This window comes from Streptomyces sp. NPDC006743, from assembly GCF_040703815.1.
Lineage (GTDB): Bacteria > Actinomycetota > Actinomycetes > Streptomycetales > Streptomycetaceae > Streptomyces.
The window spans coordinates 134274-160366 of sequence record NZ_JBEYJA010000013.1; the positions used below are offsets into that span (position 1 = coordinate 134274).

Consider the following 26093-nt stretch of genomic DNA (forward strand, 5'->3'; position numbering starts at 1 on the left):
GGGTCCGGCCGGACGTCGTGCCGGTCACAGGTAGTCGCCGTAGGCGCTGTTGCCGCCGTCGCCGTCGCCCGGGGCGGGCACGGCGGTGGGTGTCTGCGGGGTCCCGCCCGGGTGCGGGTCCTCGCCCAGTTCCAGGTACAGCCTGTCGGTCAGTGCGACGCGGCTCCCGGCGCGCAGCGGCATCCGGCCGCCCTGTTTGCGCAGGACGGCGCCGCCCTCGGGGTTGCGCCGGACGGCGTACGGGCCGTGCGGGCGCTTCTCCAGGCGGGGACTGCGGTGGGCCTCGGCGACCGCGAACTCGTACCACTGCTTCTTGTTGCCGTGTCCGGCCTTGTGCTCGCCCAGTACGTCACCGTCCTCCGCCACCAGGCGCAGTTTCAGCCCGTACGGGTCCCGGCGGCGCCGGCGCAGCCGGACCCAGGCGGCGGTGACCGCGACGAGCGCCACGAGCACCAGGACCGCGATGAGGAACGCCCACCAGTACTGGTCCCAGAGGCCGGGTGCGGGCGTCACCCGCAGGGAGAGCGGGGTGGCCGTCAGCGTCCGGTTGCCGTCGGTGGCGTCGGTGACCTTGACGGTGGCGGCGAGGCTCAGCCCGTCACCGAGGCGATCACCGAAGACGCCCGCGGGGGCGACCTCGACGCTCACCTTCCGGGTGCCGGACTCGCCCGGCGCGAGCGTCACCGTGGCCGGGCTGACGGACAGCAGCCCGGCGCGGACGTCGGCGACGGACAGGTGCAGGGTGTGCGCGGTGGAGCTGCTGTTGTGGACGTCGAGGGTGCCGGTGACGGTCGCGCCGGGGTGGACGTCCGCGGCGGGCAGGTCGAGCGGCGCGGTGACGGGCGGGGGCCCGGGCGCCACGTCGATGCCCAGGTCGCGGGTGTCGGCCTTGAGCCCGGAGGCGGTGAGGGTGGCGCTCACCTTCAGCGTGCCCCGTGCGCCGGCGGGGATCTGCGCGGTGCCGGTGAAGAAGCCGTCGCCGGCCGTGCGGTCGGCCCCCGTGCCGTCGTCGGTGAGCCGCAGCGGCTGCGGGCCGACGCCCTCGCCGGTCAGCCGGCCGGCGACGCGCAGCCCGGCGTAGTCCCGCGGGTCCTTTATCTGGTAGCCCTCGCGGGTCTGCAGCCGCATGGCGACGGTGACCTTCTCACCGGCCTGCGGTGAGGGCGGGTCGGCGGTGAGGGCGCCGCGCAGTTCGCCCTGCCACAGCACGCTGACGGCAACGGGCAGCGAGCGGTGTCCTTCCGGTGCCTCGGCCTTCACCTTCCAGGTGCCGGGCAGCGGGTCGACGACCTTGAGCGCCTCCACGGTGCCGGAGCCGCCGGCCAGTTCGAAGGTGGACTTCTCGTACGTGCCGTGCGTGGGGACCTTGTCGCCCCGCGGGTCGTAGTACGTGATCTCGACGGCGGGGTCGCCCTTGTCGACGACGATGCTGCCCACGGTCGCCAGCGGGGAGATGCCGATCTGGAGGGTGGCCGGCGGGCGTTTGCTGGGTCCCTGCTCGTGGCGCAGGCAGTGGGCGGCGGCGAAGATCTCCTCCAGGGTGCCGGCGATGTCCTTCGCCCCGGAGACCTTGTGCGCCTTCGGGGCGGCGGAGGGCAGGGCGACGCAGCCCTTCTGGTAGCCGCCCGCGGCCATCCGGTCCAGTTGGTCCTTGTCCGGGTCGGCCCCGAAGCCGAGCGGCCAGATCTGCACGCCGTGGGAGGCGGCGTTCGCCAGTTCCTGCTTGAGCTGGCTCTCGCCCTCCGCGGTGCGGTGCGCGGGGTCGCCGTAGGCGGGGCTGCCGGTGACGTCGAGCTTCCCGTCGGTGAGCAGGAACAGCACCCGCGGCTGGGAGGGGTCGGTGCCGTCGGTGAGGTCGTGCACGCCCTGCCGTATCGCGCTCGGGAAGTCGGTGCCGGTGCCCTCGTCCTTCTTGCGGCCGCGGAGCTTGCCGACGCACGCGTCGATCGTCTCGCGGCCCGCCGCGTCCAGCGCGGTGCGCGGGCAGACCGGGTCCACCGCGCGCTGGTCGGCGGACTCCGCGGCGGCGAATCCGTAGACGGTGACGTGGGAGTCGGAGGAGACGTCGCCGAGCGCGATCCGGGCGGCGGCGGCCTTCTCCGCCTTCATGTCGTCGGCCGTGAGACTGGCCGACTCGTCCACGGCGACCGCGTAGTTGACGGCCGGGAACGCCGGGGCGGTGTCCGCCACCGGCACGGCGCCCCGGCCGGCCGGTGCCACCAGGGACACGAGCACCGCGGCGCCGCCCAGCACCGAGACCGCGGCGCGCCGCGCCCGGCCTCTCCCCGTCTGCCGTCTTCCCGTGACTCTTCCCACGGCATCCCCTGTTTCCTGGTGCGTGTCGGTGGTTCTTGGTTCGCGAGGTGGTTCTTGGTCCGTGACGTGCTGCTTGATCCGTGACGTGCTGCTTGATCCGTGACGTGCTGCTTGCTTCGTACCGATGACCGATGACCGATGACCGGTGACCGTGGGCCGGTCGCCGACGGTCGCCGGCGGTCGGTGGCGGTCAGTCGTCAGGGCCCGGTCGCCAGTTGTCAGCGCGCAATCGCCGGTCGTCGGTGGACAGTTGTCGGTTGTCGGTTGTCGGTTCGAAGTCGTCAGCCGGCGTTCGTCGGTTGTCGGTTGTCGGTCCTCGGTTGCCAGTTGTCGGTCGGCAGTCGTCAGTCGGCGGCTGGAGGTCGGCGGTCGGCAGTGGTTCAGTGCGAGGTCAGGCCCCAGATCAGGGCGAGGGCCGAGGACGGGGCGAGCGCGCCCACCCCCCAGCGGATGGCCCGGTACTTGGCGGACAGGATCGAGCTGACGTCCACCGCCTGGACGAGCAGCCACCGGGTGGGATCGAGGCCGGCCTCGGTGACCCGGGCGGACAGCCCCGCGAGGTCGCGAGGCGCCACCAGGTCGCCGAAGTACGTCACCCCGTCCCCGCCCCGGACCGTGCCGGTACGCGGCAGCAGCGCCCCGACCAGCGCGCCCACCGCGACGGCCCAGAACACCCCGGCGAGGACCAGCGTCACGTCCGCCGGCCCGTGCCAGCCCGGGGTGCCGTGCCAGCCCGCCAGGAACGCGGGCAGCGCCAGCGTCCCCGACAGCAGCACGGCCGCCTTGGAGTCGGCGCGGCCGAGGTCCTCGCGGACCGTGCTCAGCAGGCGCTCGGCGATGCGCTCCTCCGCCCGGTCGTGGCTGTGCCGACCCCCGTTCGGCACGGGCACGACCGGGTCGGAGGAGGTCTGTGATCCGCCCTGGGCGCTCATCGGTCCTCGTCCACCCAGGACCAGCCGTCGTCCTCGGCGCGGCTGCGGCGCGGCGGCGCGGGCTCCGGTTCCTCGTCCTCGGGGTGGTAGGGCTCGGGCCGGTGGACGCGCTCGGGCGGCGGATCGTGCCGGACGTCGTCCGCCGGCCGGCGCCGCGGCCGGCCCGGTCCGGGCTCGTCCCAGGGCGGCTCGGGCCGGTGGGGCCAGCGGCGGGGCGGCTCGTCCGACGCCCACTCGGGAGTGAACGGCCGGTCGCCCGCGGCGGGTTCCAGCTCGCGCGGCTCGCGGCGGGCGGGCAGTGAGCCGATGGGGCCCTGGATGGGGCGGCGCTGGTCGCGGTTGAGGAGGTTGAGGACCTGTGTCTCCACGTCGGCGGCGTGGAGTTCGCCCGCCATCGCCATCGAGTACAGCCGGTCCAGCCGGTCCTTGTCGTCCTGCCGGCCCTCCTGCCGGATCTTCTCCAGGAAGTCCTTGGCGCCCGCGGGGTCGGCGGCCAGCATGTAGGTGAGCTGCTCCATGTCGCCGCCGCGCAGCATCCGCCGGAACTCGTCCTGGCGGACCCGGGTCACCTCGGCGTCGGCGTGCACCTCGCGCTTCTTCTGCGCGTACGCGATGGCCTCGTCGTCCACGCCCAGCCGGACGTAGAGCCTGACGCGCAGCCCGAGTTCGGTGCCCAGGTCGCTCCAGCGTCCGGCGACGCACTCCTGGGTGATGACGCGGTTGGCCTGGTCGGCCTCGGTGACGCGGTAGCCGAGGGTGACCTCCCGCAGCCGTTCCAGCACCGGGGAGGTGAGCCGTGCGGCGACGTCGGTGACGACGTTGACGGCGACCAGGTGCGGGTCGGTCACCTCCCATTCGATGTCCACCTCGGCCTTGAAGAAACTGGTGCCGCCGGAGGCGGGCAGGTCCATGTCGAGGGTGGTGACGAAGGTGCCCTGGGCGATCTCGCACACGGTGTAGGGCCGGGCCAGGGCGCGTTTGCCGACGTGCTGGATCCCGGAGACGGTGATCACGCTGTAGCCGCCGTTGCGGTAGAACACCACGGAGGCCCGCTGGGCACTGACCGGCGGGTAGCCGCCCGTCGGCGCGTACTCCCGCAGGAAGGGCCCCGCGGGAGCCGTGCCCCCGGTGCCGGCCCGGTTCTCGTCCTCAGCCATGCCTCTCCTCCTCGCGCGTGCTCTCCCGGCGGGTCCGCTCCTGGCGCGGTGGTTCGCGGCGCGCCGGGTCCTGGCGCGGGGCCTCCTGACGCGCCGGGTCGGGGCGCGGCGGCCGCCGGCTCGCGGGTTCCGGGCCCGCGCGCCGGGCAGGGGTGACGGCGAGCCACCACAGTTCGCGCGCCCGTGCGTCGGACAACGGCTTCTCCGGGTCGTTCATCATGCGGCGCAGCAGCCAGTCCAGCCGCCGCCGGTCGTACTCGTCGCCGGCGAGCGCGGGCAGCAGCGCCGCCAGTCCCCGCCGGGTCCACTCCGTGCCGTCCTTGCGCACCGCCGACCGCAGCAGGGTCTCCAGCGCGTCCGTCGCCACGTCCTTGGAGCGGGCGGTGTTGAGCGCCGTCCACAGCAGGTCGGCCATGGGGCCGACGAGTTCGGGCCGGTCGGCGGCGAGGGCGAGCGGCAGCGGCCAGTCGCCCCGGTCGGCCAGCGGCGAGTCCGGGTCGTCCGTCAGCACCTCGTCGACGGTGGTCAGGGCGAGCCGGACGGTGGTGACCAGGCCCATGTCCTGGTAGGGCGCGCGCTTGTGGTGGGTCCAGTCGGCCATCCGCGCCAGCACGCGGCCCCCGTCCCGCAGGGCCAGCAGGCGTACGACGTTGAAGGAGGCGACGGCGAGCTGGTCCCCGTCCCCGTGGACGCCGATGCGGGCCAGGGCGTCCAGGGTGTCGTCCGTGGTGGCGGCGGCGTTGCCGTAGCCGAGGGCCATCGCCGCCGTCCAGCGCAGCGTCTTCGTGCCGTGCCGGCTCCACTCGCCGACCAGCCGGTGCACGGCCGCGCGGTGCGAGCCGTGCCGTGCGGCCTGGTCGAGCGTGGTGGCCGCGAAGATCCGCCGCAGGGGTGTGGCCGCCTCGGCCAGCGGGCGGACCAGCTCGGTGTAGCCGTGGTCGAAGTCGCGCACGCACAGTTCGCCGGCGGCGACCGCGGCGCGCATCCACACCTGGGGGCGCGGATCGTCGGCCAGCAGCCGCAGCCAGCGCATCACCGGCGCCCGCGCCGGGAAGTGCCGGTCCCACAGCTCGGTCAGCACGGCGGACGGCAGTGCGGAACCCCGGTACCAGATCAGCCGGGCCGGCACCTGCGTCCCGGCCACCTCGACCTCGCCGTCGGCCAGTTCGGCGCGCGAGAGCGCCAGGTCGGCGTCCGGGTCGTCGCAGAACAGCGGGCGGGCCGGGGTGTGGTCCGGGTCGCTCTGCACGGACAGTTCCCAGGTCAGCAGATGGGCGGCGGAGGCCACCGCGCTGTGCGGGGCGCCGCCGAGCACGGCCAGCGCGATCCGGAACGCCACCGGGTGGAACAGGGTCGCCGTGCCCGGCCGTCCCGTCCTCCCGTCCGAATCGGCCGCCGGTGCCGTCAGCGCGCGGTCCACGCCCGCGAACCACTCCTGGGCCTGGGCCGCGGCCAGGCTCCGGCAGCCGGACATCAGGTCCTCGTGGGTGACGTCCCCGAGCACGTGCCCGGCCAGCAGGGAGGCGAGCAGTTCGGCCTCGGCGGGACGCAGGTCCTTCAGGCCGACGGCGTCCTTGACGTCGTCGCGTTCGGCGAGTGCCTGGGCACGGGCCAGCAGCCCGGCCGGGCCGGCGCCGTCGTCCCGCGGTGCCACGCCCGCGTGGCGCTCCAGGCGCTCACGCAGCCGGGTGCGCAGCAGTTCCCCGGTCGGCGCGGGCGGGCACAGCATGCCGTACCGGCCGGCGAGCAGCGGGCCGGCCGCCGCCCCGACGGCGACGACGACCACCGCGAAGGCCTCGCGGCGGTCCAGGGCCGCGGCCAGTTCGTCCAGGTCCATCTCGGCCGGGGGCAGGACACCCGGCCGGGTGAGGGAGACCTCCAGCAGGTACCCGCCGCCGGGCCGGCCCTCCTCGTCCTCCTCGGCGCGCGGTCCGGCCAGCAAGGCGGCGAGCCCGCGCACTCCGTCGTCCGGGTCGACCCGCCGCACCCGGTGGCCGGAGGCTGACTCGGGGCCGCTGCCGCGGGCGGCACCGGTGGTGACCTCGTCGAGCAGGGACAGCGCGGTGCTCGTCCGTCCGGTGCCCGGAGCGGCACCGAGCACCAGCAGGCGGCGGGCCCTGAGCGCGTTGCGCAGTTGTACGTACCCGTCGGGCTCCACGTGGATACGGCGCAGCCGGCGCAGTTCCTCGTCGGGCACCGGTCCGCCGCGCATGCCCGCTGCCGGACGGCGGCTGTCCAGCAGCAGGTTGACGTCGCCGATGTGGGCGCTGCGGAAGTAGTTGCGGTCGAAGCTGGTGTGGTCGCGGCCGACGTCGAACAGCCGGTGGGTGGCGCGGCGGGTGCGGGCGGCGGCGGCGAGGTCGGTGGGGCCGTCCTCGCTCTCCTCCTCGGCCAGGGGGTCGCGGGTGTGCTCCTTGAACCGCCCGGCGGCGCGCTCCCGCTCCTTCTCCCGCTCCCGTTCCTTCTCCCGCTCCCGTTCCTTCTCCTTCTCCTTGTCCCGTTCCCCGGCCTGGTCCGGGTCGTCCTCGTCGTCGGTCCGGGACGGGCGCCCGCCACCGCCGGCCCCGTCGTCGCGGGGCCTGTCGCCCTTGTCCCGCTTCTCCTCGTCCTGCGGCGGGCGCGCCCGCTCCGGCTTCCGGTCCCGGTCCGGCTGCTCGCGCCGCTGCGGCCTGTCGGGGGCCTCCCCGGCCTGGCCGTCCGCCTCCGCTTCGTCGCTCACGCGGCTCAGCCCTTCCGCTGCTCGGAGTCGCGACCGCTGATCCGGCCGATGTGCACGGGCTGGTGGTAGACGTTGTCGTGGTGCTCGGACATGTCACCGTGGACGGTGTACCGGGCCCCGGACGGACCCCCGGGGGAAGAGGCGGCGCCGGACGGACCGCCGGCGGCGGCCCCGCCCGCGGACGGCTCCTCACCGGCGGGCGGCTCTTCGGCGGGGGTCGCGGGGGCCCCCGTGGCGGCCGGGGCGGGCGCGGCTTCGGGGATACGGGGAGCGGGCCGGCCGGGCAGGTGGAACCAGGCGGTGGCCTCGCCCTCCTTGAGTTCCAGCCGGGCGGGGGCGTAGCGCTCGGGCTCGATGAACTTGCCGCCGCTCCTGACCACGTCCTCGTACAGGGACGAGGAGGTCACCAGGACGAGGTCGGCGTCCTCGGCGTCCAGGAGCTGCCGGGCGAGGGCGCAGTCGGCGAGCCGGCAGGCGAGGTCGACGGCGCGTCCGCTGATGCCCCGGTCGTCGTGGCGGACCGGGCCGACGTGCATCCCGATCCGCAGCCCGAGGGGGACCCGCAGACCGCGGTTCTCGTCCCGCAGCTTCTCGTGCACCTCGATCAGCCACAGGCCGAGCATGCGGTCGGCCGCGACCCGGCCCTGCACCGCGAGCAGCACGCCGTCGCCGCGGTCCTCGGTGTGCAGGGCGTCCGGCGGGACTGCGGCGTGCGTGAAGGCCGTCTCCAGCACGCGGTAGATCCGGGCGCGCATCCGCTGCTTGTCGACGTCGTCGTACTGGCCCGACCGTCTGGCGTCGACACTGACGACCAGCTCGTAGTGCGCCTCGGTCGGTTCGGTGGCGTCGTGGTTCACCCGTGTCCCCCTGCAGGTCCTGTGCGCTTGCCGAAGAGGTGGTGGTGCTGGTCGTGCCGGTCGCTCCGGGGGCCTTCGCGGCCCTGGTGGTCCGTCCCCAAGAGCGTGTCCTGCGGGGCGGGAGACGTCTGTGGCCGTTTACACACGTGGGGGCGGGATCTCCTCGTGATGGCCGTCCGCGAGGAGTGCGAGCAGGTCCGGGTCGAGGATCTCCACCATCCGGTTGCCGGTGCGCACGATGTTCTGGCCGCGCAGCAGCCGCAGGGCCTTGGCGACGGCCTCGCGGGTGGCGCCGACCGTGGCGGCCAGTTCGTCCTGGGCCAGGTGGACGACGGGGCCCGCGGGCCCCGGGCCGCCGGGCGCGGGGCCTGCCCGGGAAGGGGCGTAGGGGCCGGAGGGGGCGGCCGCCGACAGTTCGGTGAGCCGGCTGGCCAGGCGTTGCAGCACGGTGAGGGAGGCGAGCGCGGACCGTTCCTGGTCGGCGCTGCGGAGCCGGAAGGTGAGCTGGCGGATCACCAGACCGCTGACGCGGGGGTGCAGGGCGAGGAAGCGGCGGAAGGCGTCGCCGGGTATGAGGCGGGCGTCCACGGGTCCCAGGGCGCGCACGGTGGCACTGCGCGGGTGCGGGTCCAGCGCGGCCATCTCGCCGAGCAGTTCACCGGGGCCGCGCAGGCCGAGTATGAGCCGGGTGGCGCCGCGGTCCGTCGACACCGAGACCGTCACCCACCCGCGGTCGAGGATCATGACGTGGCTCGACCGGTCCCCCTCCGTCAGGAGATGGGTGTCGGCCGGGTAGTGCCTGCGGCTGCCGAGCGCCATCACGCTCTCGCGTTCCTGGGCAGTCAGGGCATGCGCGAATGCCAGCTCACCGCCGAGCAGCCCCATGCCACGCCCCCCGCCGCAGTCCGGATGCCTGTGCCTCGTTGGCGATGATGGTGACAGAGAGTCGATTTAGGGCGAGTGAATTACGCCACATTGTTGTACTGGCCAGTAGGGTACGAGCTGGCAGGTGGGCCGCCCGCTCGTCCACGGCCCTGCGGCACGGCACCGGCCCGGGCCCGCTCGCGGCCCCTCCGCGCCGCACGGCCCGTACGGACGAGGGTGAGGTCAGACCCGGACCGCCGGGGGCGCCGGCCCCTGGCGGCGGAAGGCGGGCGGTGAACCGCTTTTGGCGAAAACTCAGGTTTCCCCGTCGCGGAGGCGGTGACGGCTCCGTGGTGAGGTCGTGAGAGTACGGTGACGCCCCGCCCGCCCGGCTCGTTCCGCTTACGCCCACGCCCCGCGCACCCGCCCGCGTGCCCCGCCCCGCACCCGCCCGCGCACCCGCCCGGCGCGTCCGGCCGGGAAGCAGGCGCGGGCGCCTGCCGCTGCCCCGCAGCCGCCCGGGTACGCGCACGCGTGGGTGGGTGGGCGGTCGGGCAGTCCGGCGGGCGGTCGGGCGGTCGGGCGGTCGGGCGGTCGGGCGGTCGGGCGGTCGGCGGAGTACAGCGCGGCGCCCGGCGGAGTGCCGCGGGCCCGGCGGAGTGCGGCAGGGCCCGGCGGGGTGCCGCGGGGCCCGGCCGGCGGTGGGGGCCGCTCCGACGCGGGCGCCCGCCGCCCTGACCGGCGGCCTCGGTACGGCCGTTCAGTTCAGATGGCAGGCGTGGCCGTCGAGCGTGAAGCCGCACGGCCCGCCGCCCGCGGCGTCCCCGGCGCCCGAGGGCCCGGCCGGTCCGGAGGCGATGAAGCCGAAGGAGAGGGTGCCGCCCGCGGCCACCGAGCGGTTGTAGGCGACGGAGGTGGCGGTGACCCGGGAGCCGCTCTGCGCGACCGTGGCGTCCCACATCTGCGTGATGCGCGGTCCGTCGCCGAAGGTCCAGCCGATCCGCCAGGTCTCCAGCGCCCCGGCGGTGGTCACCGTGACGGCGGCCTGGAATCCGCCCGGCCACCGGTCGACGAGGTCGTAGCGGACCCGGCAGCCCCGCGCGGTCGCGGCGGGGCCGGACGCGTCGCCCGTGGCGGCGGCCGAGGGCGTGCCCTGCGGCTGCGGACCGGTGGCGTGACGACCGGAGCCGGGCGCCGCGCCGCTCGCGGCGGACCGGCCGGACGGGGACGCCGTGGCCCGGGCGGGGGCCGGTGGACGCCCGGCGGGCGGCGGGACGGCCCGGGGGTCGGCGACCGCCCGCCGGTCCGCGTCGTCGCGGGCGGCGTCGCTCGCCGCGCCGCCGAACGGCATCAGCGAGACGGCCAGGGCCAGCGCCGACAGCGCGACGGCCGTGGCGAGCAGGCCGCCGCGCACCAGCCGCGCCCGGCCCGCGCCCTCGGCCCGCGGATCCCGGTCCGCCGCACCGGCCGCCGGCCCGCGCGCGCCGAGACGCACGTCGGCCGCCCGGCGGCGGCGCTCCAGGTAGGCGAGGCCGCCCCAGCCGATCACCCCGCCGGCCAGCGCGGCGGGCAGGGTGTCCGCGCGCAGCCGCAGGCAGGCGGCGGCCTCGGCGCAGGTGGCGCAGGCGGCGAGGTGCCGGGAGAGGTCCTCGGGGGTCTCGACGGGCATCGCCGGCCGGGTGACCACGTCCAGCAGCCGCGCGTAGCCGCGGCACTCCGGGTCCATCGGCGTGTCGAGGTGGTCGCGGCGGCAGCGGTCCCGGAACAGGCCGCGCACCTGCTCCAGTTCCTCCGAGACGCGGGCCGGGTCGAGCCCGAGCCGGCGGGCCACGACGACCAGCGGCAGCGCCTCCACCTCGGCCAGCCACAGCAGTGCCGCGTCCGCCTCCTGGAGGTCGCGCAGCGCGCGCAGCGCCGGCGGGCGGTGGAGCGGCGGGCCGCAGTAGCGGGCGGCCCGCGGGGAGTCGAGCCACAGCCGCAGGCCGGGGTCGAGCCGGTCGCCGAGTCCGGCGGCCTCCCAGGCCGCGGCGGTGGTGCGTACCGCGGTCAGCATCAGCGGGAGCGCGGGCAGCCGGGGCGTGCGGCGGCCCCGGGAGGCGCCCGCGTCCGCGGCGCGCACCTCGCGCAGGCCGAGCGCGAAGGCCTCCGCGGCCAGTTCCCCGGCCGCGGTGGAACCGGCCGTGCACAGGTCCGCGTAGGAGAGCACCGCGTCCCAGCACTCGGACAGCAGCGCGGCCTCGGCGGTGTCCCGGGGACTCGGCTGGTCGGGCATGGCTCTCCTGCGTCCACGGGCGGGGGGTCAACCGACCCCGTTCAGAACGGAGTTGAGGCAACTATCGCGGTGGACGCCGAGCTTTTCACGTGTTCGACACAACTGACAAGCCACGCCTCCGCATCGCGCGGAGGACGTGGCCCGCACTCACGGTGGGGTCAGTTCCTCTCCCCCGCCGCCTGCCTCGCGCCACCGTCCGCGCTCCCGTCCGCGTCCTCCTGCGCCGGCAGGCTGTCCATGAAGGAGCTGACCGAGAAGACGGCGCGGCCGGGTCCGGGCGGGCCGTAGCCGGGGGGCGAGGAGAGACCGAAGTCGTCCATGGTGGCGCGGTAGGCCTCCAGCAGCCGGATGTGGTACTCCAGCGGCGCGCCCTGCGGGTTGGCCTTGCCGAGCGGGGTGGTGGGCTCGGGGCACCAGGTGGTGAAGCGCGGCGTGATGCCGTGCGACATGAAGAAGCGCAGGCCCTCCGTGGTGGAGGCGATGGCCTCGTCGACGGTGGTGAAGCCGAACGGCTCGGCCATCTCGACGCCCGCCACGAAGTTGGGGATCACGTTGCGCGCGCCGAAGATCTCGGCCGAGTCCAGGATCCGCTGGTGCCACTCGTCGCGGCCGACGTAGCGCTCCTTGCCGGGGCAGTACATCTTGAACAGGTACTCGTCCCACACCTCGAAGTTGGGGTGGTAGATCTGCACGCCGTAGTCCTTGAACCGCTGCACGTCGTCCTTGGGCAGCGCCTGGGCGACGACCTTGCCGATCCAGCGGCCCGGGAAGCGCTCCTCGATGGCCTTGGCGTAGTGGCCGTAGAAGTCGGCCTCGTCGCGGCCCGCCACCTTCGACGTGATCGCGCCGCCGGTGAGCGTGTAGGCGGTGGAGGCCTTCTGGGTGTCGTACCGGTCGATGATCTCCAGGGCTTCGAGGACCTCCTCGACGTCCTTCACGCCCGTGTACGGCCGTCCGGCCGCCTTGTGCTGGCGCCAGTTGTGGTTGATGTCGCAGTACTGGCACTCCTCCTTGGCGCCGAAGTACTGGCAGACCCGGAAGACGGTGAGGTAGATCAGGTAGCCCCACTGGATGGTGGGCGCCACCTCCATCACGGACTTCCCGCTGGCCAGGGTGTGCCGGTAGTACTCCGGCATGGGCGGCACGCCGACGTCGGCGATCCGCTTGCCGTCGAGGTAGAGCCCGAGCAGGCCCTCGTCGTCGGCCGCCACCCGGTAGGGCGAGGCGGGGTTCACCCGTACGGAGACGACGGTGCGCCGCAGGTCGTAGGGTCCGCCGGTGAGGATGATCTCCTCGGGCGGGCGGCGCAGCGCGGCCTCGCCCAGCTCGGGGAGGGTGCCGTGGTCGAAGGAGAAGATGAAGTACGACTTGGGTTTCACCTCCCCGCCCTCGTTGTCGCTGAGCGCGGAGGGGTCGAAGGCCACACCGCCTCGCAGCAGGTCCTCCTTGAAGACCGCTTCCCTCGGCACGTGCGGGAAGCGGTCCATCAGATCCTCGACCAGCGCGGTACGGCTGCCCATCCCGTCTCTCCTCCTGGCTCGTACGTACGACTCCTCACGGTATGCCCCCGCGCCCCGGCGGGCGGTGCCGGGTCCCCCACTCGCGGGCGGCGCCGGCGGACGAGGGACCCCGGTCGAATTAGTATTGTCAATTGACAAATTACGTGGCACCGTCGGCGGTCGTACGGGGCCCCGCTGCGGCCGGGCCCGGAGCGCTGGAGGGACGAGACGATGACCGAGGCCGTGACCAACTGGGCGGGCAACATCACCTACACCGCCGGCCAGGTGTGCCGCCCGGAGTCGGCCGGCGCGCTGCGGGCGCTCGTCGCCTCCAGCGCGAAGGTGCGCGCCCTGGGCAGCGGGCACTCCTTCAACACGATCGCCGACCCGGGCGCCGGCGGCGTCCTGCTCTCCCTGGCGGCGCTGCCGGCCGAGGTGGAGGTGGACACCGCGGCCCGCACGGTCCGGGCCGGCGGCGGGGTGCGGTACGCGGAGCTGGCCCGCCGGGTGCACGCGCACGGGCTCGCGCTGCCCAACATGGCCTCACTTCCGCACATCTCGGTGGCCGGGTCGGTGGCGACCGGCACCCACGGCTCGGGGGTGGCCAACGGCCCGCTCGCCGCCGCCGTGCGCGAGGTCGAACTGGTCACCGCGGACGGCTCCACCCTGCGGATCGGCCGGGGCGACGCCCGCTTCGGCGGGGCCGTCACCTCCCTCGGGGCACTGGGCGTCGTCACCGCCCTCGTCCTCGACCTCGAACCGGCCTTCGAGGTGGAGCAGCACGTGTTCACCGAACTCCCGCTGGACGGGCTCGACTTCGAGACGGTGGCCGCCGCGGCCTACAGCGTCAGCCTGTTCACCGACTGGCGGGACCCCGGTTTCCGGCAGGTGTGGCTCAAGCGGCGCACCGACCAGCCGCTGCCGGACTTCCCGTGGGCCGTGCCCGCCCAGGTCGCCCTTCATCCGGTGCCGGGGATGCCGGCGGAGAACTGCACCGGGCAGTTCGGCGTACCGGGGCCCTGGCACGAGCGGCTGCCCCACTTCCGGGCGGAGTTCACCCCCAGCAGCGGCGCCGAGCTCCAGTCCGAGTACCTGCTGCCACGCGGTGACGCCCTGGCGGCCCTGCACGCCGTCGACGCGGTCCGCGAGGCGGTCTCCCCCGTGCTGCAGACCTGCGAGGTGCGCACCGTCGCCGCCGACGAGCAGTGGCTCGGCCCGAGCCACGGCCGGGACACCGTGGCCCTGCACTTCACCTGGATCGAGGACACCGCCGCGGTGCTCCCGGCCGTACGGCGGCTGGAGGAGGCGCTGGAACCGTTCGGCCCGCGGCCGCACTGGGGCAAGGTGTTCACCGTGCCGGCCGCCACGCTGCGCGAGCGCTACCCGCGGCTGGCCGACTTCCGCGCCCTGGCGCGCGAGCTGGACCCCGCCGGGAAGTTCACCAACGCCTTCGTACGGGACCTGCTCACCGACTGACGGACGTACGGGGCCCGCCCGGCGTTCGTACGAGCCGGCCGCCGCCCGGCGTTCGGGCGGGACCTGCCCGCCTCCCGGCGTTCGGACGGGAGCTGCCCGCCGTCCGGCGTTCGTACGGAACCCGCCGCGGGCCGACGGCCGCAGCCCCTTGATTCCTGTCCTCCCCAGGCCGCATCCTAGGGCCTCTAGGAAACGCGAAGGCGGGGCGGCGCCCCGGACAGCCGAGGGGACGGGGACCGCATGGCCCGGGCCGGACTCACCGCGGACCGCATCGTCGCGGCGGCGGCCGAACTCGCCGACGAGGCCGGGCTCGACGGTGTCAGCCTGTCGGCGCTGGCGCGGCGCTTCGGCGTCAAGGACGCGAGCCTGTACTCGCACGTCAGAAGCGTCCAGGACCTGCGCACCCGGCTCGCGCTGCGGGCCGGCGGCGAGATGACCGACGCGATCGCCGCCGCGGTGGCGGGGCGGGCCGGGAAGGACGCGCTGGCCGCGTTCGCCGGCGCCTACCGGGCGTACGCGCACCGCCATCCCGGCCGGTACGCCGCCACCCGGATCCGCGTCGACCCCGCGACGGTGACCGACGCGCCGGCGATGCGGCGCACCGCCGAGATCACCTACGGGATGCTGCGGGCCTACGGCCTCCAGGAGCCCGATCTCACCGACGCCGTCCGGCTGCTGCGCAGCACCTTCGACGGCTTCTGCGCCCTGGAGGCCGCCGGCGGCTTCCACGCGGGCCGGGACGTGGACGCCTCCTGGGACAAGGCCGTCGAGGCCCTGCACACCGCACTCAGCAACTGGCCACGGGAGACTCCGCGACATGCGCGACACGACTGATTTCCACCACGACGCGCGCGGCGACGGGCCGGTGCTGCTCGTCCTGCCGGGCGGGGCGGGGCACCCGATGGGGCTGGAGGCGATGACGGCCCGGCTCGCCCGGCGTTTCACCGTCGTCACCTGCGACCCGCTCGGCCTGGCCCACGGCCGCCTCGGGCAGCCGGTCGCCGACCAGCGCGTCGAGGACTGGAGCGAGGGGGCACGGCGGGTGCTCGACACGGTGCTGCCCGAGGGCGAGCAGGCGTACGTGCTCGGCACCAGCGCGGGCGGCGTCGTGGCGCTCGACCTGCTGGCCCGGCACCCGGAGCGGCTGCGGCACGTCGTCGCGCACGAGCCGCCGTGCGTGGGGGTCCTGCCGGACGGGACGCGGCAGCGGGACAGGCTCCGCGAGGTGTACGACGTCTACCGAGCGGCGGGCCCGCGGGCCGCCGGTGCGCGCCTGGCCGCCGTGCTGGCGGAACGCGAGGCGGACGACGCCGGGGAGCCCGGCGCCGAGGACGCCGCCCCAGGGTCCGGCCCCCTGTCCCGCGAGGCGGAACTGTCCTCCCCCATGGCTCTCTTCCTCGCCCATGTGCTGGTGCCGTTCACCGGCTACGTCCCGCCGCTGCCGGGGGCACCGGCGGGCCCGGGGGCGGCGGCCCCGCGGGGCGGTGCGGCGCTCCTCACGCCGGCCGCGGGCGAGGACCCGCACAGCCGGCTGCTGCACCGCACCGCGACCGCCCTCGCAGAGCGCCTGGACGCGGGGTTCGCCCGCTTCCCGGGCGGTCACATCGGTGCCGTCCAGCAGCCGGAGGCGTTCGCGGACCGGCTCGCCGAGGTGTTCGACCGGGTCCCGGAAGGTCAGGACAGGTCGCCCACCGCGTCGGCGTAGTACGTGGACTCCGCGAGGTGGCGGGCGAGTTCGCGGAAGGTCCAGCCCTCGCCCGGGGAGCGGTCGAGCTGGTCGGCGGTGAGGGCGTCGAGCCGGACGGCCCAGATCCTGGCCAGCCGGGTGAGGCGGCTGCGGGCCTCGTCGAGGTCCTGCCGGGTGAAGGGCGCGAGGTCCGCCCCGGTCGTGATCGTGGAGGCGTGCCAGTGGTCGGGCTGCGGTGCCTCGCCCGCCAGCCGCGCCTCCAGCTCCGCGAGGTGGTCCACCATGTGGTCGGCGACCCGGCGGACCGCCTTGTGCGGGGTGTAGACCCGGTCGTCGGCGGGCAGCGGTGTGCCGTCCCAGGCGGTCCAGGTGGCGGCCAGGGCCAGCACGTGGTCGACCATGCCGGTCACGGCCGCGGCGGGCGTGTCGTCAGGAGTGATCTCGTTCATGCGGCCACCGTAGGAGCCGGTCAGTTCGGTGCCGGCCGAACTGTGGGGAGCACGCGGCGCGGCCCGCCCGCCACCGGACGCGCCCCGCGCCGCCGCCCGCCACCCGCCCGCCTCCGATGGGGCTCAACCGCAGCGCTCGACCGGGGCCGGAAGGGCCCAATCGCCACGCTCGACCGCCTCCATAAGGGCTCAACCACCGCGCCCGGCCGCCTCCGTAAGGGCTCAACCACCGCGCTCGGCCGCCTCTGTGGGGGCTCAGTCTCCGCGCTCGGCGGCGCTGCGCTCGACGCAGAACTCGTTGCCCTCCGGGTCGGCGAGGACGGCCCAGCCGGTGCCGTCGGCCCGGCGGCGGTCTTCGACGAGCGTGGCCCCCAGACCGAGCAGCCGCTCGACCTCCTCGTCCCGGCCGCGGTCCTGCGGCTGGAGGTCGACGTGCACCCGGTTCTTGACCGTCTTGGCGTCCGGCACGGTCACGAAGAGCAGGCCCGCGCCCTCGATCAGCACCTCCTCGTCACCCGGCCGGTCGTCCTCGTGCACGGGCAGGTCCAGGACTCGCGACCAGAAGCCGGCCAAGCCGTACGCGTCCGAACAGTCGATCGTCACATGGCGGATCCTCGAAGTCATGCTCCTGATCCTGGCAGGCTCCCCGCTGACGGCGGTACGGGATTTCGCGGCGGCGCGCCGACGGGTGCCGCGTCAGGAGCACGTCGTGCCGCGCGCCGACGGCCTGCCGTCGAGGGGGAGCCGTGCCGGGCGTCGCGCGCCGGTGAACCTCCTTGGGCCACAGCGCTAGCGTCGTGGCATGACACACGGCACGAACGGCGCGCCCCCCACCGGACTCGCCCAGGCGCTCGCCGCCGGGCCGGTCGTGCTCGACGGCGGGCTGTCCAACCAGCTGGAGTCGGCCGGGCACGACCTCGGGGACGACCTGTGGTCGGCCCGGCTGCTGGCCGAGCGGCCCGAGGCGATCACGCAGGCGCACCTCGCCTACCTCGAGGCGGGCGCCGACGTGGTGATCACCGCCAGTTACCAGGCCACCTTCGAGGGCCTGGCGCGGCGCGGGTTCGGCCGTGACCGGGCCGCGGCGCTCATCGCGTCGAGCGTCGCCCTGGCCCGGGAGGCGGTGGCGCGGGCCCGGGCGAAGGGCGTCGCCCGCCCGCTGTGGGTGGCGGCCTCGGCCGGCCCCTACGGCGCGCTGCTCGCGGACGGTTCGGAGTACCGGGGCCGCTACGGGCTCACCGTGGACGAGCTGGAGCGCTTCCACCGGCCCCGCCTCGAGGTGCTGGCCGCCGCCCGGCCCGACGTACTGGCCCTGGAGACGGTGCCGGACGCCGACGAGGCGACCGCGCTGCTGCGGGCCGTACGGGGGCTGGGGATGCCGGCCTGGCTCTCGTACACGGTCGACGGTTCCCGCACGCGCGCCGGACAGCCCCTGGAGGAGGCGTTCGCGCCCGCGGCCGGGGCAAAGGAGGTGATCGCGGTCGGCGTGAACTGCTGTGCCCCCGAGGACGTGGAAGCCGCCGTCGAGACGGCCGCCCGGGTGACCGGCAAGCCGGTCGTGGCCTATCCCAACAGCGGTGAGGTCTGGGACGCCCGGTCCCGCTCCTGGACCGGGCACCGCACGCTCACCCCGGCCCAGGCCGAACGGTGGCGCGCCGCCGGCGCCCGTCTGATCGGGGGCTGCTGCCGGGTCGGCCCGGCGACGATCGCACAGCTCGCCCGCACGCTGCGGACGGGGTGACCGGCTCGCGCACCCCGGACGGTTCACCGTCTCCCACCCGCCCGTCTCACGCACCCCGGACCCACGCGCCCGCGTCAGGCTGCCCGCACCACGGGGCCCAGGACTCACGCGCCCCGGTCCCCTCGGCCGGCGCGGCCGGCGCGGTGGCGGCCGGGAACCTGCTGGGCGGCGAGCGCGTCCCGGGCGTCCTCCCCGACGCCTGCGCGGCGGCCGCCGTCAGGCGCCCCGGACACCGCCGGAGCGGCGCAGGCGCCGTATCACCGCGCGCAGTTCCGCGCCCCGGCCCGGGACGGCGACGGCCGCCGGGCCCACGGACGCCCCGGCCGCCGCGACGGCCGGGGCGGCGGCCGGTGCGGCGGGCGACAGCGGCAGCGGGCCGGCGGCGGGCGGGGCGGTGGCGGCGGGCGGGGCGGTCCACAGGGCGAGTTCCGCGTCCCGCGGACCGTACGCCGTGTGCGGCGGCCCGTCACCGAAGACGCGGACCGGGTGGGACGGATCCCACGCCTGCCAGCCGGGGTCGCCGTCCGTGGCGAAGCGGACCCAGGCGGCGTGCATGGCGTCGGCGAGTTCCTGCGGGGCACCCTCGCCGGCGAGCCGGCGCGAGTCCGGCACGTCGCCGGTGTCGAAGACGAAGCCGAGTTCGAGCGCGTGGCAGGCGCCGAGGCCCGGCAGCAGGGACGGCCACGCGAACTCGTACACGTACGCGGACCCGGCGCGGGCGTCGGCCAGCCGGTGCAGGGGGCGGCGCAGCAGGTGGTCGGTGACCAGCTGGCCGACGATCTCGGCGGCGCCCGCCCGGGGCCGCAGGGAGCGGTAGCCGCGGACCACCTCGTGCCCGCAGTGGCAGCGGGCCATCGCACCGGCCAGGGCGACCGGGCCGAGCCGGTCGACGCGCTCCAGCAGACCGCCGGGCACCAGCCACAGCCGGTACTCGTCGCGCGTCCAGCCCATCAGCAGGCCGGCGCCGCGGGCGGCCTCCCCCTCGACCAGCGCCTCCAGCGGGTCGCGGGGCACGAGGTCGCCGTCGACGACGATGCCGAAGGCGGGGCCGCCGAGGACCGGGCTGCTGAGCCGGCCGACCTCGGCCTGGGTGCGCAGCAGCAGGTCCCGGTCGACGGCGGCGAAGGCCTCGGCGGTGGCCGGGACCTTCAGCCGGGCCGCCATCCGGCGCACCATCCGCCGCACCTTGTCGCGGTCGGCGGCCTCGGGCGGGCCGCTCTGCAGCACGGCCCGCCGGAAGAGCCCCTGGGCCTGCGGGGCGGCGATCAGGGCTCCGGTGCTGATGGCACCGGCCGACTGGCCGCACAGGGTGATCCGTCCCGGGTCGCCGCCGAAGGCGCCGATGGCCTCGTGGACCCAGCGCAGCGCGGCGAGCTGGTCGCGCAGGCCGGGGTTGGCGGGGGCGTCCGGGAACAGTCCGTAGCCCTCCACGCCCAGCCGGTAGTTGACGGAGACGAGGACGACACCGTCCCGGGCGAAGGAGTGTCCCTCGTACACGGGCACGGCCGACGAGCCGCGGGTCAGGGCCCCGCCGTGCAGCCACACCAGGACGGGCAGCCGGGCCGCCGGACTCGGGTCGGGCGTCCACACGTTCAGGTTGAGGCAGTCGTCGCCGGGCACGGACGGGTCGGACAGGTACTGGGAGAAGGCCTCGGAGTACGGCGGTTTCGGCGCGGTGGGCCCGTAGACGCCCGCGTCGCGCACCCCGTCCCACGGCTCCGGCGGCCGGGGCGGCCGGAACCGGCGGGGGCCGAAGGGCGGTGCCGCGTACGGGATCCCCCGGAAGGCGGCCACGCCGTGCTCGTACCTTCCGCGTACCGCCCCGTGCGGCGTTCTGACCACGGGAGCCGTCCGGTCCGACGTCATGTGCCCACCAGCCCTTCAGCGCGCTCGCTGCACCCCGCTCGCGCCCGGCCGACCGCGCACGAGCCCCGGTAACCCAAGAGCACCATGGAGCCCCGTGGTATTCCGCCGCCGGTGCCCGGGGCGGGACCGGCGGGCGTACCCGGGCAGGCGGGGGCGGGGCCACGGCGGGCGCCCCGCCCCCCGCGCCCCTGTGCGCCCACCGCCTGCCGGCCGCCCGCCGGTCACCGGTCACCGGCCGGCCGCCGCCGCTGCGCGCGGCCTGCGGACGACCGGTGGGACGGCCGGTGGTGCCGGGGCGGTCAGGCGCCGTCCTCCTCTCCCCCGCCGCGGGACGCCCCCACCAGGGCCTCCATCAGGTCGACCGCGCTTCCGTCGTGGTCGCTGCCGGCGGTGCCGCTGCCGGTCTGGAGGTTCGCCGTGCGGTCGACCTCGAGGATGGAGTCGGCGTGCGAGTTGTCGAGGACGGTGATGAGGCTGCCGGCCGCCGCCGCGGGCGCCGAACCGGCGACCAGGGCCATCGCCAGCACGGCGGCCGTGCGCAGCCGGGGCGGCCGGACGCTCACGCGCCGACGCCCGCGCCCGCCACCACGCCGGCGCTCGCGCCCGCGCGCTCGGCCCGCCGGTGAGCCATGTTGCGCTCCAGCAGACTGGTCGCCGCGCGGACGCCCACGCCACCGGCCGGGTCCACCTCGGGCAGCCGGCCGTCGGCGCGCCGCAGTTCGGCGAGCGCGCTGTCCATCGCCTCGTGCGCCGCGAACAGGCACGGGGTGGAGTAGATCGCGACGTCCACGCCCAGGTCGGACAGTTCGCTCAGCGACAGCCGCGGCGACTTGCCGCCGGCGATCTGGTTGAACAGCAGCGGCTTGCCGCCGACCACCTCCCGCACCCGCCGGATCCAGTCCACGCTTCGGATGCCGTCGACGAGGATCACGTCCGCTTCGGTGGCCGCCAGCGCCTCGGCTCGGCGCAGGATGTCCGCCTCGTCGGTGGCGTCCGTACGGGCCACGACGACCAGGTCCTGCCGGGTGGCCAGCACCTTCTCCAGCTTGGCGAGGTACTCGTCGAGCGGCAGCACCTGCTTGCCGTCGGCGTGCCCGCAGCGGCGGGGCCGCTTCTGGTCCTCCAGGATCACCCCGGAGGCGCCGATGCGTTCCAGTCCCTCCACCACGTGGCAGGCGACCTCGGGGTCGACGTAGCCGTCGTCGATGTCCACCAGCAGGTGGTGCGCGGGGAAGGCGCCCCGCAGCCGCTGGACGAACGCCACCATGTCCGGCCAGGCGATGAAGCCGATGTCCGGCAGCCCGTAGTAGGAGGCGGCGAAGCCGAACCCGGAGACGAACATGCCGTCGTAGTGTTCGGCCGCGATCGACGCCGAGTACATGTCGTAGACACCGATCAGCGGGGTGGTACCCGGCCCGGCGATCTGCTGGCGCAGCTTCTTGCCGTAGGTCAACGTGACTCCTCTGATGGGGGGTCGGGCGCGCGCGGCGCCCGCAGGGGCGGCTGCGTGCCGGTGAACGGCGGCCCGCTGCCCTTTGCCGAGACAAAAGGATCCCTAGACCGAGCCGAGATCGGGACTTGGGGCGTCCTTTACTCACCCGGACGGCGGAACACCTTCACCGGAGAAACGTCACTGACCGGCGTGTCACGTCACGGGGTTGATCCGGGCCGTCCGATTCCTTCAAGACCGCCGGCCGCGGCCGTGCCACCGTGGCGGCATGACCCCACGATTCGCCGTGGTCGGCCTGGTCGTCTCGGACCTGGCCGCCTCCCTCGCCTTCTACCGCCGCCTCGGTCTCGTCTTCCCCGAGGGCGCCGGACAAGAGCCGCACGTCGAGGCCGAGTTGCCCGGCGGCCTGACCCTCGCGCTGGACACCGAGGACACCGTGCGCTCCTTCCACCCCGGGTGGCGGCCCCCGGCGGCGGGCGGCCGGGTCTCGCTCGCCTTCCGCTGCGCCACGCCCGCCGACGTGGACGCCGTCCACGAGGACCTGGCCGGTGCGGGGCACCACGGGGAGCTGAAGCCGTGGGACGCGTTCTGGGGGATGCGGTACGCGGTCGTCCACGACCCCGACGGCAACGGCGTCGACCTGTTCGCGCCGCTACCCGCGGACGCCGAGTAGTTCACCCAGCGGCACGCCGGCCAGCTCACGTACCTCGCGGGAGAGATGGGCCTGGTCGGCGTATCCGGCCCGGACCGCGGTGTCCGCGAACGGCACCCCGCTCCGCGCCAGCGCCAGGGCCCGCTGGAACCGCAGCACCCGGGCCAGCGTCTTGGGTCCGTAGCCGAAGGCGGTCAGGGAGCGCCGGTGCAACCAGCGGGCGCCGACGCCGAGTTCGTCGGCGGTCGCGGCGACCGGGCGTCCCGCGTCCAGGGCCGCGACCATGCGGCGCAGCAGCGGGTCGGGGGGTCCGGCCGACTCCGCCCGCTCCAGCGCCGCCTGTTCCAGGGCGGCGGCCGGGTCCCGCGCCACCGCCAGGCGGGCACGCAGCCGCCGCACCGCCGGGGCGGGCCACAGGTCGGCCACGTCGACGCGCCGGTCGCGCAGTTCGTGCGCGGGCACACCGAGGCAGGCGGGCGCCGTACCGGGGAAGAAGCGCAGGCCGGCCCAGTACGCCGAGGACCCGTCGGGGGCGTACGCCCGTGTGTCGGGCCCGGCGACCAGCAGCCGCCCCTCGCTCCACAGCAGGTCCATGCACCCGTCCGGCAGGACGAGTCCGGCGCCGGGACCGGAGGCCGCCGGACCCTTCGTCCAGAGCACCGCACCGGGCAGCCGGGCGGGCCGTTCCGCGTATCCGCCGGGCGCGGGGACCGCGTCCGCGGGCGCGCCGTCCGCTCCCCCCGCCCGGCGTGCCCCGCGGGCCCCGCACACCCCGCTCGCGCCCTTCACACCGCTCACGCCGCTCACGTCCCTCACGCGCCGGAGTGCGGGACCCGCGTGCGGTGTTCCTGCGGACTGACGCCGTAGGCACGTTTGAACGCGGTGGAGAGCGCGAAGGCGCTGCCGTAGCCGACCTGACGGGCGACGGCGGCGAGGGGCTCGTCGGTGTCACGCAGCCGGTCGGCGGCCAGAGCCAGCCGCCAGTTCGTGAGGTACGCCATCGGGGGCTCCCCCACCAGGGCGGTGAAGCGCCGGGCGAGCGCCGCCCGGGAGACGCCGGCCCGCGCGGCGAGCGCCGCGACGGTCCACGGGTGCGCCGGCTCGTCCTGGACGAGCCGCAGCACCGGGCCGACGACCGGGTCCCCGAGCGCTCCGTACCAGGCGGGCGCCGCCGCGTCGGGCCGGGCGAACCACGCCCGCAGCGCGGCGATGACCAGCAGGTCGAGCAGACGGTCCAGGACCACCTCCTGACCGGGTTCGTCCCGCACGATCTCGTCCGCGAGCAGCGGGGTGAGCGGGCACTGCCACACGTCCGGGGTCAGGGTGAGCAGCGGCGGCAGCGCGTCCAGCAGCCGGTTGCTGATCTCGCCCTTCATGAGGTAGGTCCCGATCAGCATCACCGTCCCGCCGTCGATGCGGTCGCCCCAGGTGCGCACCCCGAGGTCCATGGAACCGTTCAGGGAGCGGCCGTCGGGGTGACTGCACTCGCCGCCCGGCAGGATCAGCGCCTGCGGGGCCGTTCCGGGGTCGTCGGCGCAGGTGTACGGGCCGGGGCCGCGCGCGATGGCGAGGTCGCCGGGGCCGATGCGCACCTTCTCGCCGTCGTCGGGCACGATCCAGGCGTGGCCGCGGGCCATCAGCATCACCGTGAGCGGGGCCTCGTCCTCGACGCGTACCGCCCAGGGCGGCTCCAGGCAGGCGCGGATCATGAAGGCGCCGCGCGCGCGGGGGCCCTCCAGGAGGCCGGCGAGTGCGTCCATGCGGACAGCGTAGACGGGCGCTTATGCGTGTGAGCGGTTCGGCGATGGTTCCCGTACGGGGCCGGGCAGTTGACTGTCCGCATGACACAGAACACGCGGAAGGCACAGGACGCGCAGGACGTACAGAACGCGCAGGAGGCACAGGACGTGCAGAACGCGCAGGACGCGCGGAACGCGCCGGGCGTGTGGACCGGCGCGCGGTCGGCGCGGGAGACGACCGTGGTGGTCACCGGCGCCTCCGGCCGTACGGGGAGCAGGGTCGCCGCGGCGGCCGCGGCGGCGGGTCTGACGGTGCGGGCGGCGTCCCGGGCGCACGGCTTCGACTGGCGGGACGCGACGACGTGGGCGCCGGTGCTGCGCGGCGCGGACGCGGCCTACCTGGTGCATCCGTCGGACGTCGGCGCCCCGGACGCGGCGGACACGGTCGGGCGGCTGGCCCGCGAGGCGGTCGCGCTCGGCGTACGGCGGCTGGTGCTGCTGTCGGCGCGGGGCGAGGAGCAGGCGCTGCCCACGGAGGAGGCGCTGCGCGCGTCGGGGGCGCGGTGGACGGTGGTGCGGGCCGCCTGGTTCGCACAGAACTTCAGCGAGGGTCCGCTGGCGGAGGAACTGCGGCGAAACGGGGAACTGGTGTTCCCGGCCGGTGACGTGCGCGAGCCGTTCGTCGACGTGCGGGACATAGCGGACGTCGTGGTGGCCGCGCTGACCTCGGGCGACCGGTACGCCGGACAGGTCATCGAGGTGTCCGGGCCGCGGCTGCTGACGTTCGGCGACGCGGTCGCGCAGGCCGCCGCCGCGTCAGGGCGCGCGCTGACCTACCGGTCGGTGCCGGCGCCGGCCTACGGGGAGGCGCTGGCCGGGTTCGGAGTGCCCGCCGAGGAGGCGGAGTTCCTGGTGGAGCTGTTCGGGACGCTGCTGGACGGCCGGAACTCCTTCCTCTCGCACGGCGTGCGGCAGGTGCTCGGACGCGAGCCGCGGGACTTCGCCGGCTTCGCGCGGGAGGCGGCGGCGGCCGGGGTGTGGGACCGGCCGTGAGCCGGGCCCGGGAACCCCGGGGCTCCCGGAGCTCCCGGGGCCCTCACTCGTGCGGCGCCGACCCGTTCCGGTCCTCCTTGTGCGGGCCGCGCGCCTGGGCGCTCTTCGCGTGCGCCCGCAGGCGCGCGGTCACGTCCTCCGGGGGCAGGAAGCGCGACCAGCGTTCGGGGAACTCCGAGGGCATGTCGGCGTCGCCCAGGCCGTCCGCGTCGTCGGTGTCGTCGGCGTCGTCGTCGAAGGCGTCCGGATCCGCCTCGCGGACAGCGGCGGCCCGGGCGACGTACTCGGCGATCTGCGCCTCGCGCACCCGTTCGTTGGCGGCGCGGGCCGCGGCGGTCGCGGCGGCCGGCCACACCCGGTCGATGGCGGCGTTGACCGCCGCCCCGACGAGCACGGCGAACGCGGACACGCCGATCCACAGCAGCACGGCGACCGGCGCGGCCAGCGAGCCGTAGATCGTGGGGCCCTCGACGGTGCTGGTCAGGTAGATGCGCAGCACGAAACTGCACACCACCCACATGGCCAGGGCGACCAGCGCGCCGGGCACGTCCTCGATCCACGGGGAGCGCACGGGCACGGACACGTGGTAGAGCGTGGTGAGGAAGGCGATGGACAGGACGATGACCACGGGCCAGTACAGCACCTGGACGACCGTCGTCGACCAGGGCACGACCCGTACCACCGCGTCCGGTCCCGCCACCATCAGCGGCAGCGCGACGGAGCCGATCAGCAGCCCGACCACGAAGAGCAGGAAGGCCATCAGGCGGGTCCTGACGATGCCGCGCACGCCGTCGAGGCCGTACATCACGGTGATGGTGTCGATGAAGACGTTCACCGCGCGCGAGCCCGACCACAGGGCGAACACGAACCCGATGGAGATGATGTCCGGCCGACCGCCCTGCATCACGTCCCGCAGGATCGGCTGGGTGATCTCCTTGACTCCCTGGTCGGACAGGACCGTGCGGGAGGCGTCCATGATGTTGCGCTCCAGGCTGGCGATGGTGTGCGCGCCGGTCCAGGAGTCCACGTAGAAGAGCAGGGCGATCAGGCTGAGCAGCAGCGGGGGAACGGAGAGCAGGGTGAAGAACGCGGCCTCGGCGGCGAGGCCGAGGATGCGGTACTCCATGCACGAGTTGACGGTGTCCTTGAGCAGCAGCCAGGCGGTCCTGCGCTTGGAGACGTTCCGGTAGAGGGCGCGGGCCCGGTGGAAGCGGCCGGTCGGCCTGTCGGGGGTTTCACTGGCTGGCTGCACGAGCCAAAGGTATCCCTGTCCTGCCCCGCCGCCCTCATCCACCGGGGCACCGCACGGATCACCGCCGCCGGACGGCCACCGCCGCGCCCGACGCGGACCGCCGTCCCCGACG

The 26093-nt window shown here is 75.4% G+C and carries 22 protein-coding genes; 6 read left to right on the forward strand and 16 right to left on the reverse strand.

The annotated features are described in order from the left end of the window. Positions 1-24: 24 nt before the first annotated feature. The 8 genes from ABZ719_RS14280 to ABZ719_RS14315 all read right to left on the reverse strand — a co-directional run bounded on the left by ABZ719_RS14280 (position 25) and on the right by ABZ719_RS14315 (position 12637). Positions 25-2316 (reverse strand): choice-of-anchor X domain-containing protein, encoded by a 2292-nt coding sequence (locus ABZ719_RS14280; RefSeq protein WP_366725481.1) that lies wholly within the window; start codon positions 2314-2316, stop codon positions 25-27. Positions 2317-2696: 380 nt separating this feature from the next. Beyond that, complete coding sequence (locus tag ABZ719_RS14285) at positions 2697-3248, reverse strand: Pycsar system effector family protein (RefSeq protein WP_037858681.1); 552 nt, start codon at positions 3246-3248, stop codon at positions 2697-2699. Then, the gene (locus tag ABZ719_RS14290) at positions 3245-4405 is read right to left on the reverse strand and encodes a hypothetical protein (RefSeq protein WP_366725482.1); all 1161 of its coding nucleotides are present in this window, start codon (positions 4403-4405) and stop codon (positions 3245-3247) included. Before ABZ719_RS14290 ends, ABZ719_RS14285 begins: the two co-directional genes overlap by 4 nt. After that, positions 4398-7124, reverse strand: a complete 2727-nt coding sequence (locus ABZ719_RS14295; RefSeq protein ID WP_366725483.1) for a hypothetical protein — start codon at positions 7122-7124, stop codon at positions 4398-4400. The genes ABZ719_RS14290 and ABZ719_RS14295 overlap by 8 nt, the downstream gene beginning before the upstream one ends. A 5-nt stretch (positions 7125-7129) precedes the next feature. Further along, positions 7130-7981 (reverse strand): hypothetical protein, encoded by an 852-nt coding sequence (locus ABZ719_RS14300; RefSeq protein WP_366725484.1) that lies wholly within the window; start codon positions 7979-7981, stop codon positions 7130-7132. A gap of 138 nt (positions 7982-8119) precedes the next feature. After that, complete coding sequence (locus ABZ719_RS14305) at positions 8120-8866, reverse strand: Crp/Fnr family transcriptional regulator (RefSeq protein WP_037858677.1); 747 nt, start codon at positions 8864-8866, stop codon at positions 8120-8122. A 739-nt stretch (positions 8867-9605) separates the two neighbouring features. Beyond that, complete coding sequence (locus tag ABZ719_RS14310) at positions 9606-11117, reverse strand: cellulose-binding domain-containing protein (protein WP_366725485.1); 1512 nt, start codon at positions 11115-11117, stop codon at positions 9606-9608. A 158-nt stretch (positions 11118-11275) separates the two neighbouring features. Next, positions 11276-12637 (reverse strand): radical SAM protein, encoded by a 1362-nt coding sequence (locus ABZ719_RS14315; RefSeq protein WP_366725486.1) that lies wholly within the window; start codon positions 12635-12637, stop codon positions 11276-11278. A gap of 210 nt (positions 12638-12847) precedes the next feature. Here ABZ719_RS14315 and ABZ719_RS14320 point away from each other — a divergent pair, with 210 nt between their 5' ends. From ABZ719_RS14320 to ABZ719_RS14330, 3 genes are all read left to right on the forward strand, one after another. After that, the gene (locus ABZ719_RS14320; RefSeq protein ID WP_366725487.1) at positions 12848-14092 is read left to right on the forward strand and encodes an FAD-binding protein; all 1245 of its coding nucleotides are present in this window, start codon (positions 12848-12850) and stop codon (positions 14090-14092) included. A 240-nt stretch (positions 14093-14332) separates the two neighbouring features. Continuing rightward, the gene (locus tag ABZ719_RS14325; RefSeq protein ID WP_366725488.1) at positions 14333-14926 is read left to right on the forward strand and encodes a TetR-like C-terminal domain-containing protein; all 594 of its coding nucleotides are present in this window, start codon (positions 14333-14335) and stop codon (positions 14924-14926) included. Next, a complete protein-coding gene (locus ABZ719_RS14330; protein ID WP_366725489.1) occupies positions 14910-15797 on the forward strand; it encodes an alpha/beta hydrolase in 888 nt (295 codons plus the stop codon). Before ABZ719_RS14325 ends, ABZ719_RS14330 begins: the two co-directional genes overlap by 17 nt. On the opposite strand, the gene ABZ719_RS14335 is transcribed toward ABZ719_RS14330, so the two are convergent. Together ABZ719_RS14335 and ABZ719_RS14340 are read right to left on the reverse strand one after the other, a co-directional pair. Next, entirely contained in the window at positions 15767-16228 is a 462-nt protein-coding gene (locus ABZ719_RS14335; protein WP_366725490.1) for a hypothetical protein, read from the reverse strand. The genes ABZ719_RS14330 and ABZ719_RS14335 overlap by 31 nt on opposite strands. Positions 16229-16483: 255 nt before the next feature. Further along, on the reverse strand, positions 16484-16852 hold the full coding sequence (locus tag ABZ719_RS14340) for a VOC family protein (RefSeq protein ID WP_366725491.1): 369 nt from the start codon (positions 16850-16852) through the stop codon (positions 16484-16486). 178 nt (positions 16853-17030) lie between these two features. Here ABZ719_RS14340 and mmuM point away from each other — a divergent pair, with 178 nt between their 5' ends. Further along, positions 17031-17969 (forward strand): homocysteine S-methyltransferase, encoded by a 939-nt coding sequence (gene mmuM / locus ABZ719_RS14345; RefSeq protein WP_366725492.1) that lies wholly within the window; start codon positions 17031-17033, stop codon positions 17967-17969. Positions 17970-18185: 216 nt separating this feature from the next. Here the strand turns inward: mmuM and ABZ719_RS14350 are convergent, their stop codons facing one another. From ABZ719_RS14350 to ABZ719_RS14360, 3 genes are all read right to left on the reverse strand, one after another. Beyond that, positions 18186-19835 (reverse strand): carboxylesterase family protein, encoded by a 1650-nt coding sequence (locus ABZ719_RS14350; RefSeq protein ID WP_366725493.1) that lies wholly within the window; start codon positions 19833-19835, stop codon positions 18186-18188. Between the two features lie 299 nt (positions 19836-20134). Beyond that, a complete protein-coding gene (locus ABZ719_RS14355) occupies positions 20135-20398 on the reverse strand; it encodes a hypothetical protein (RefSeq protein WP_366725494.1) in 264 nt (87 codons plus the stop codon). Beyond that, the gene (locus tag ABZ719_RS14360) at positions 20395-21288 is read right to left on the reverse strand and encodes an isocitrate lyase/PEP mutase family protein (RefSeq protein WP_366725495.1); all 894 of its coding nucleotides are present in this window, start codon (positions 21286-21288) and stop codon (positions 20395-20397) included. Before ABZ719_RS14360 ends, ABZ719_RS14355 begins: the two co-directional genes overlap by 4 nt. A gap of 265 nt (positions 21289-21553) precedes the next feature. Between ABZ719_RS14360 and ABZ719_RS14365 the strand changes: the two genes are divergently transcribed. Beyond that, positions 21554-21958, forward strand: a complete 405-nt coding sequence (locus tag ABZ719_RS14365) for a VOC family protein (protein ID WP_366725496.1) — start codon at positions 21554-21556, stop codon at positions 21956-21958. Here the strand turns inward: ABZ719_RS14365 and ABZ719_RS14370 are convergent. Together ABZ719_RS14370 and ABZ719_RS14375 are read right to left on the reverse strand one after the other, a co-directional pair. Then, entirely contained in the window at positions 21938-22609 is a 672-nt protein-coding gene (locus ABZ719_RS14370) for a helix-turn-helix domain-containing protein (RefSeq protein WP_366725515.1), read from the reverse strand. The two genes, ABZ719_RS14365 and ABZ719_RS14370, sit on opposite strands and share 21 nt — an antisense overlap. A gap of 140 nt (positions 22610-22749) precedes the next feature. Then, positions 22750-23697, reverse strand: coding sequence for an AraC family transcriptional regulator (locus tag ABZ719_RS14375; protein WP_366725497.1), 948 nt, complete (start codon positions 23695-23697; stop codon positions 22750-22752). Positions 23698-23778: 81 nt separating this feature from the next. On the opposite strand from ABZ719_RS14375, the gene ABZ719_RS14380 reads away from it, so the two are divergent. Then, positions 23779-24729, forward strand: coding sequence for an NmrA family NAD(P)-binding protein (locus ABZ719_RS14380; RefSeq protein WP_366725498.1), 951 nt, complete (start codon positions 23779-23781; stop codon positions 24727-24729). A gap of 43 nt (positions 24730-24772) precedes the next feature. Here ABZ719_RS14380 and ABZ719_RS14385 read toward each other — a convergent pair whose 3' ends face one another. Next, positions 24773-25981, reverse strand: coding sequence for a YihY/virulence factor BrkB family protein (locus ABZ719_RS14385; RefSeq protein WP_366725499.1), 1209 nt, complete (start codon positions 25979-25981; stop codon positions 24773-24775). Positions 25982-26093 lie beyond the last annotated feature (112 nt).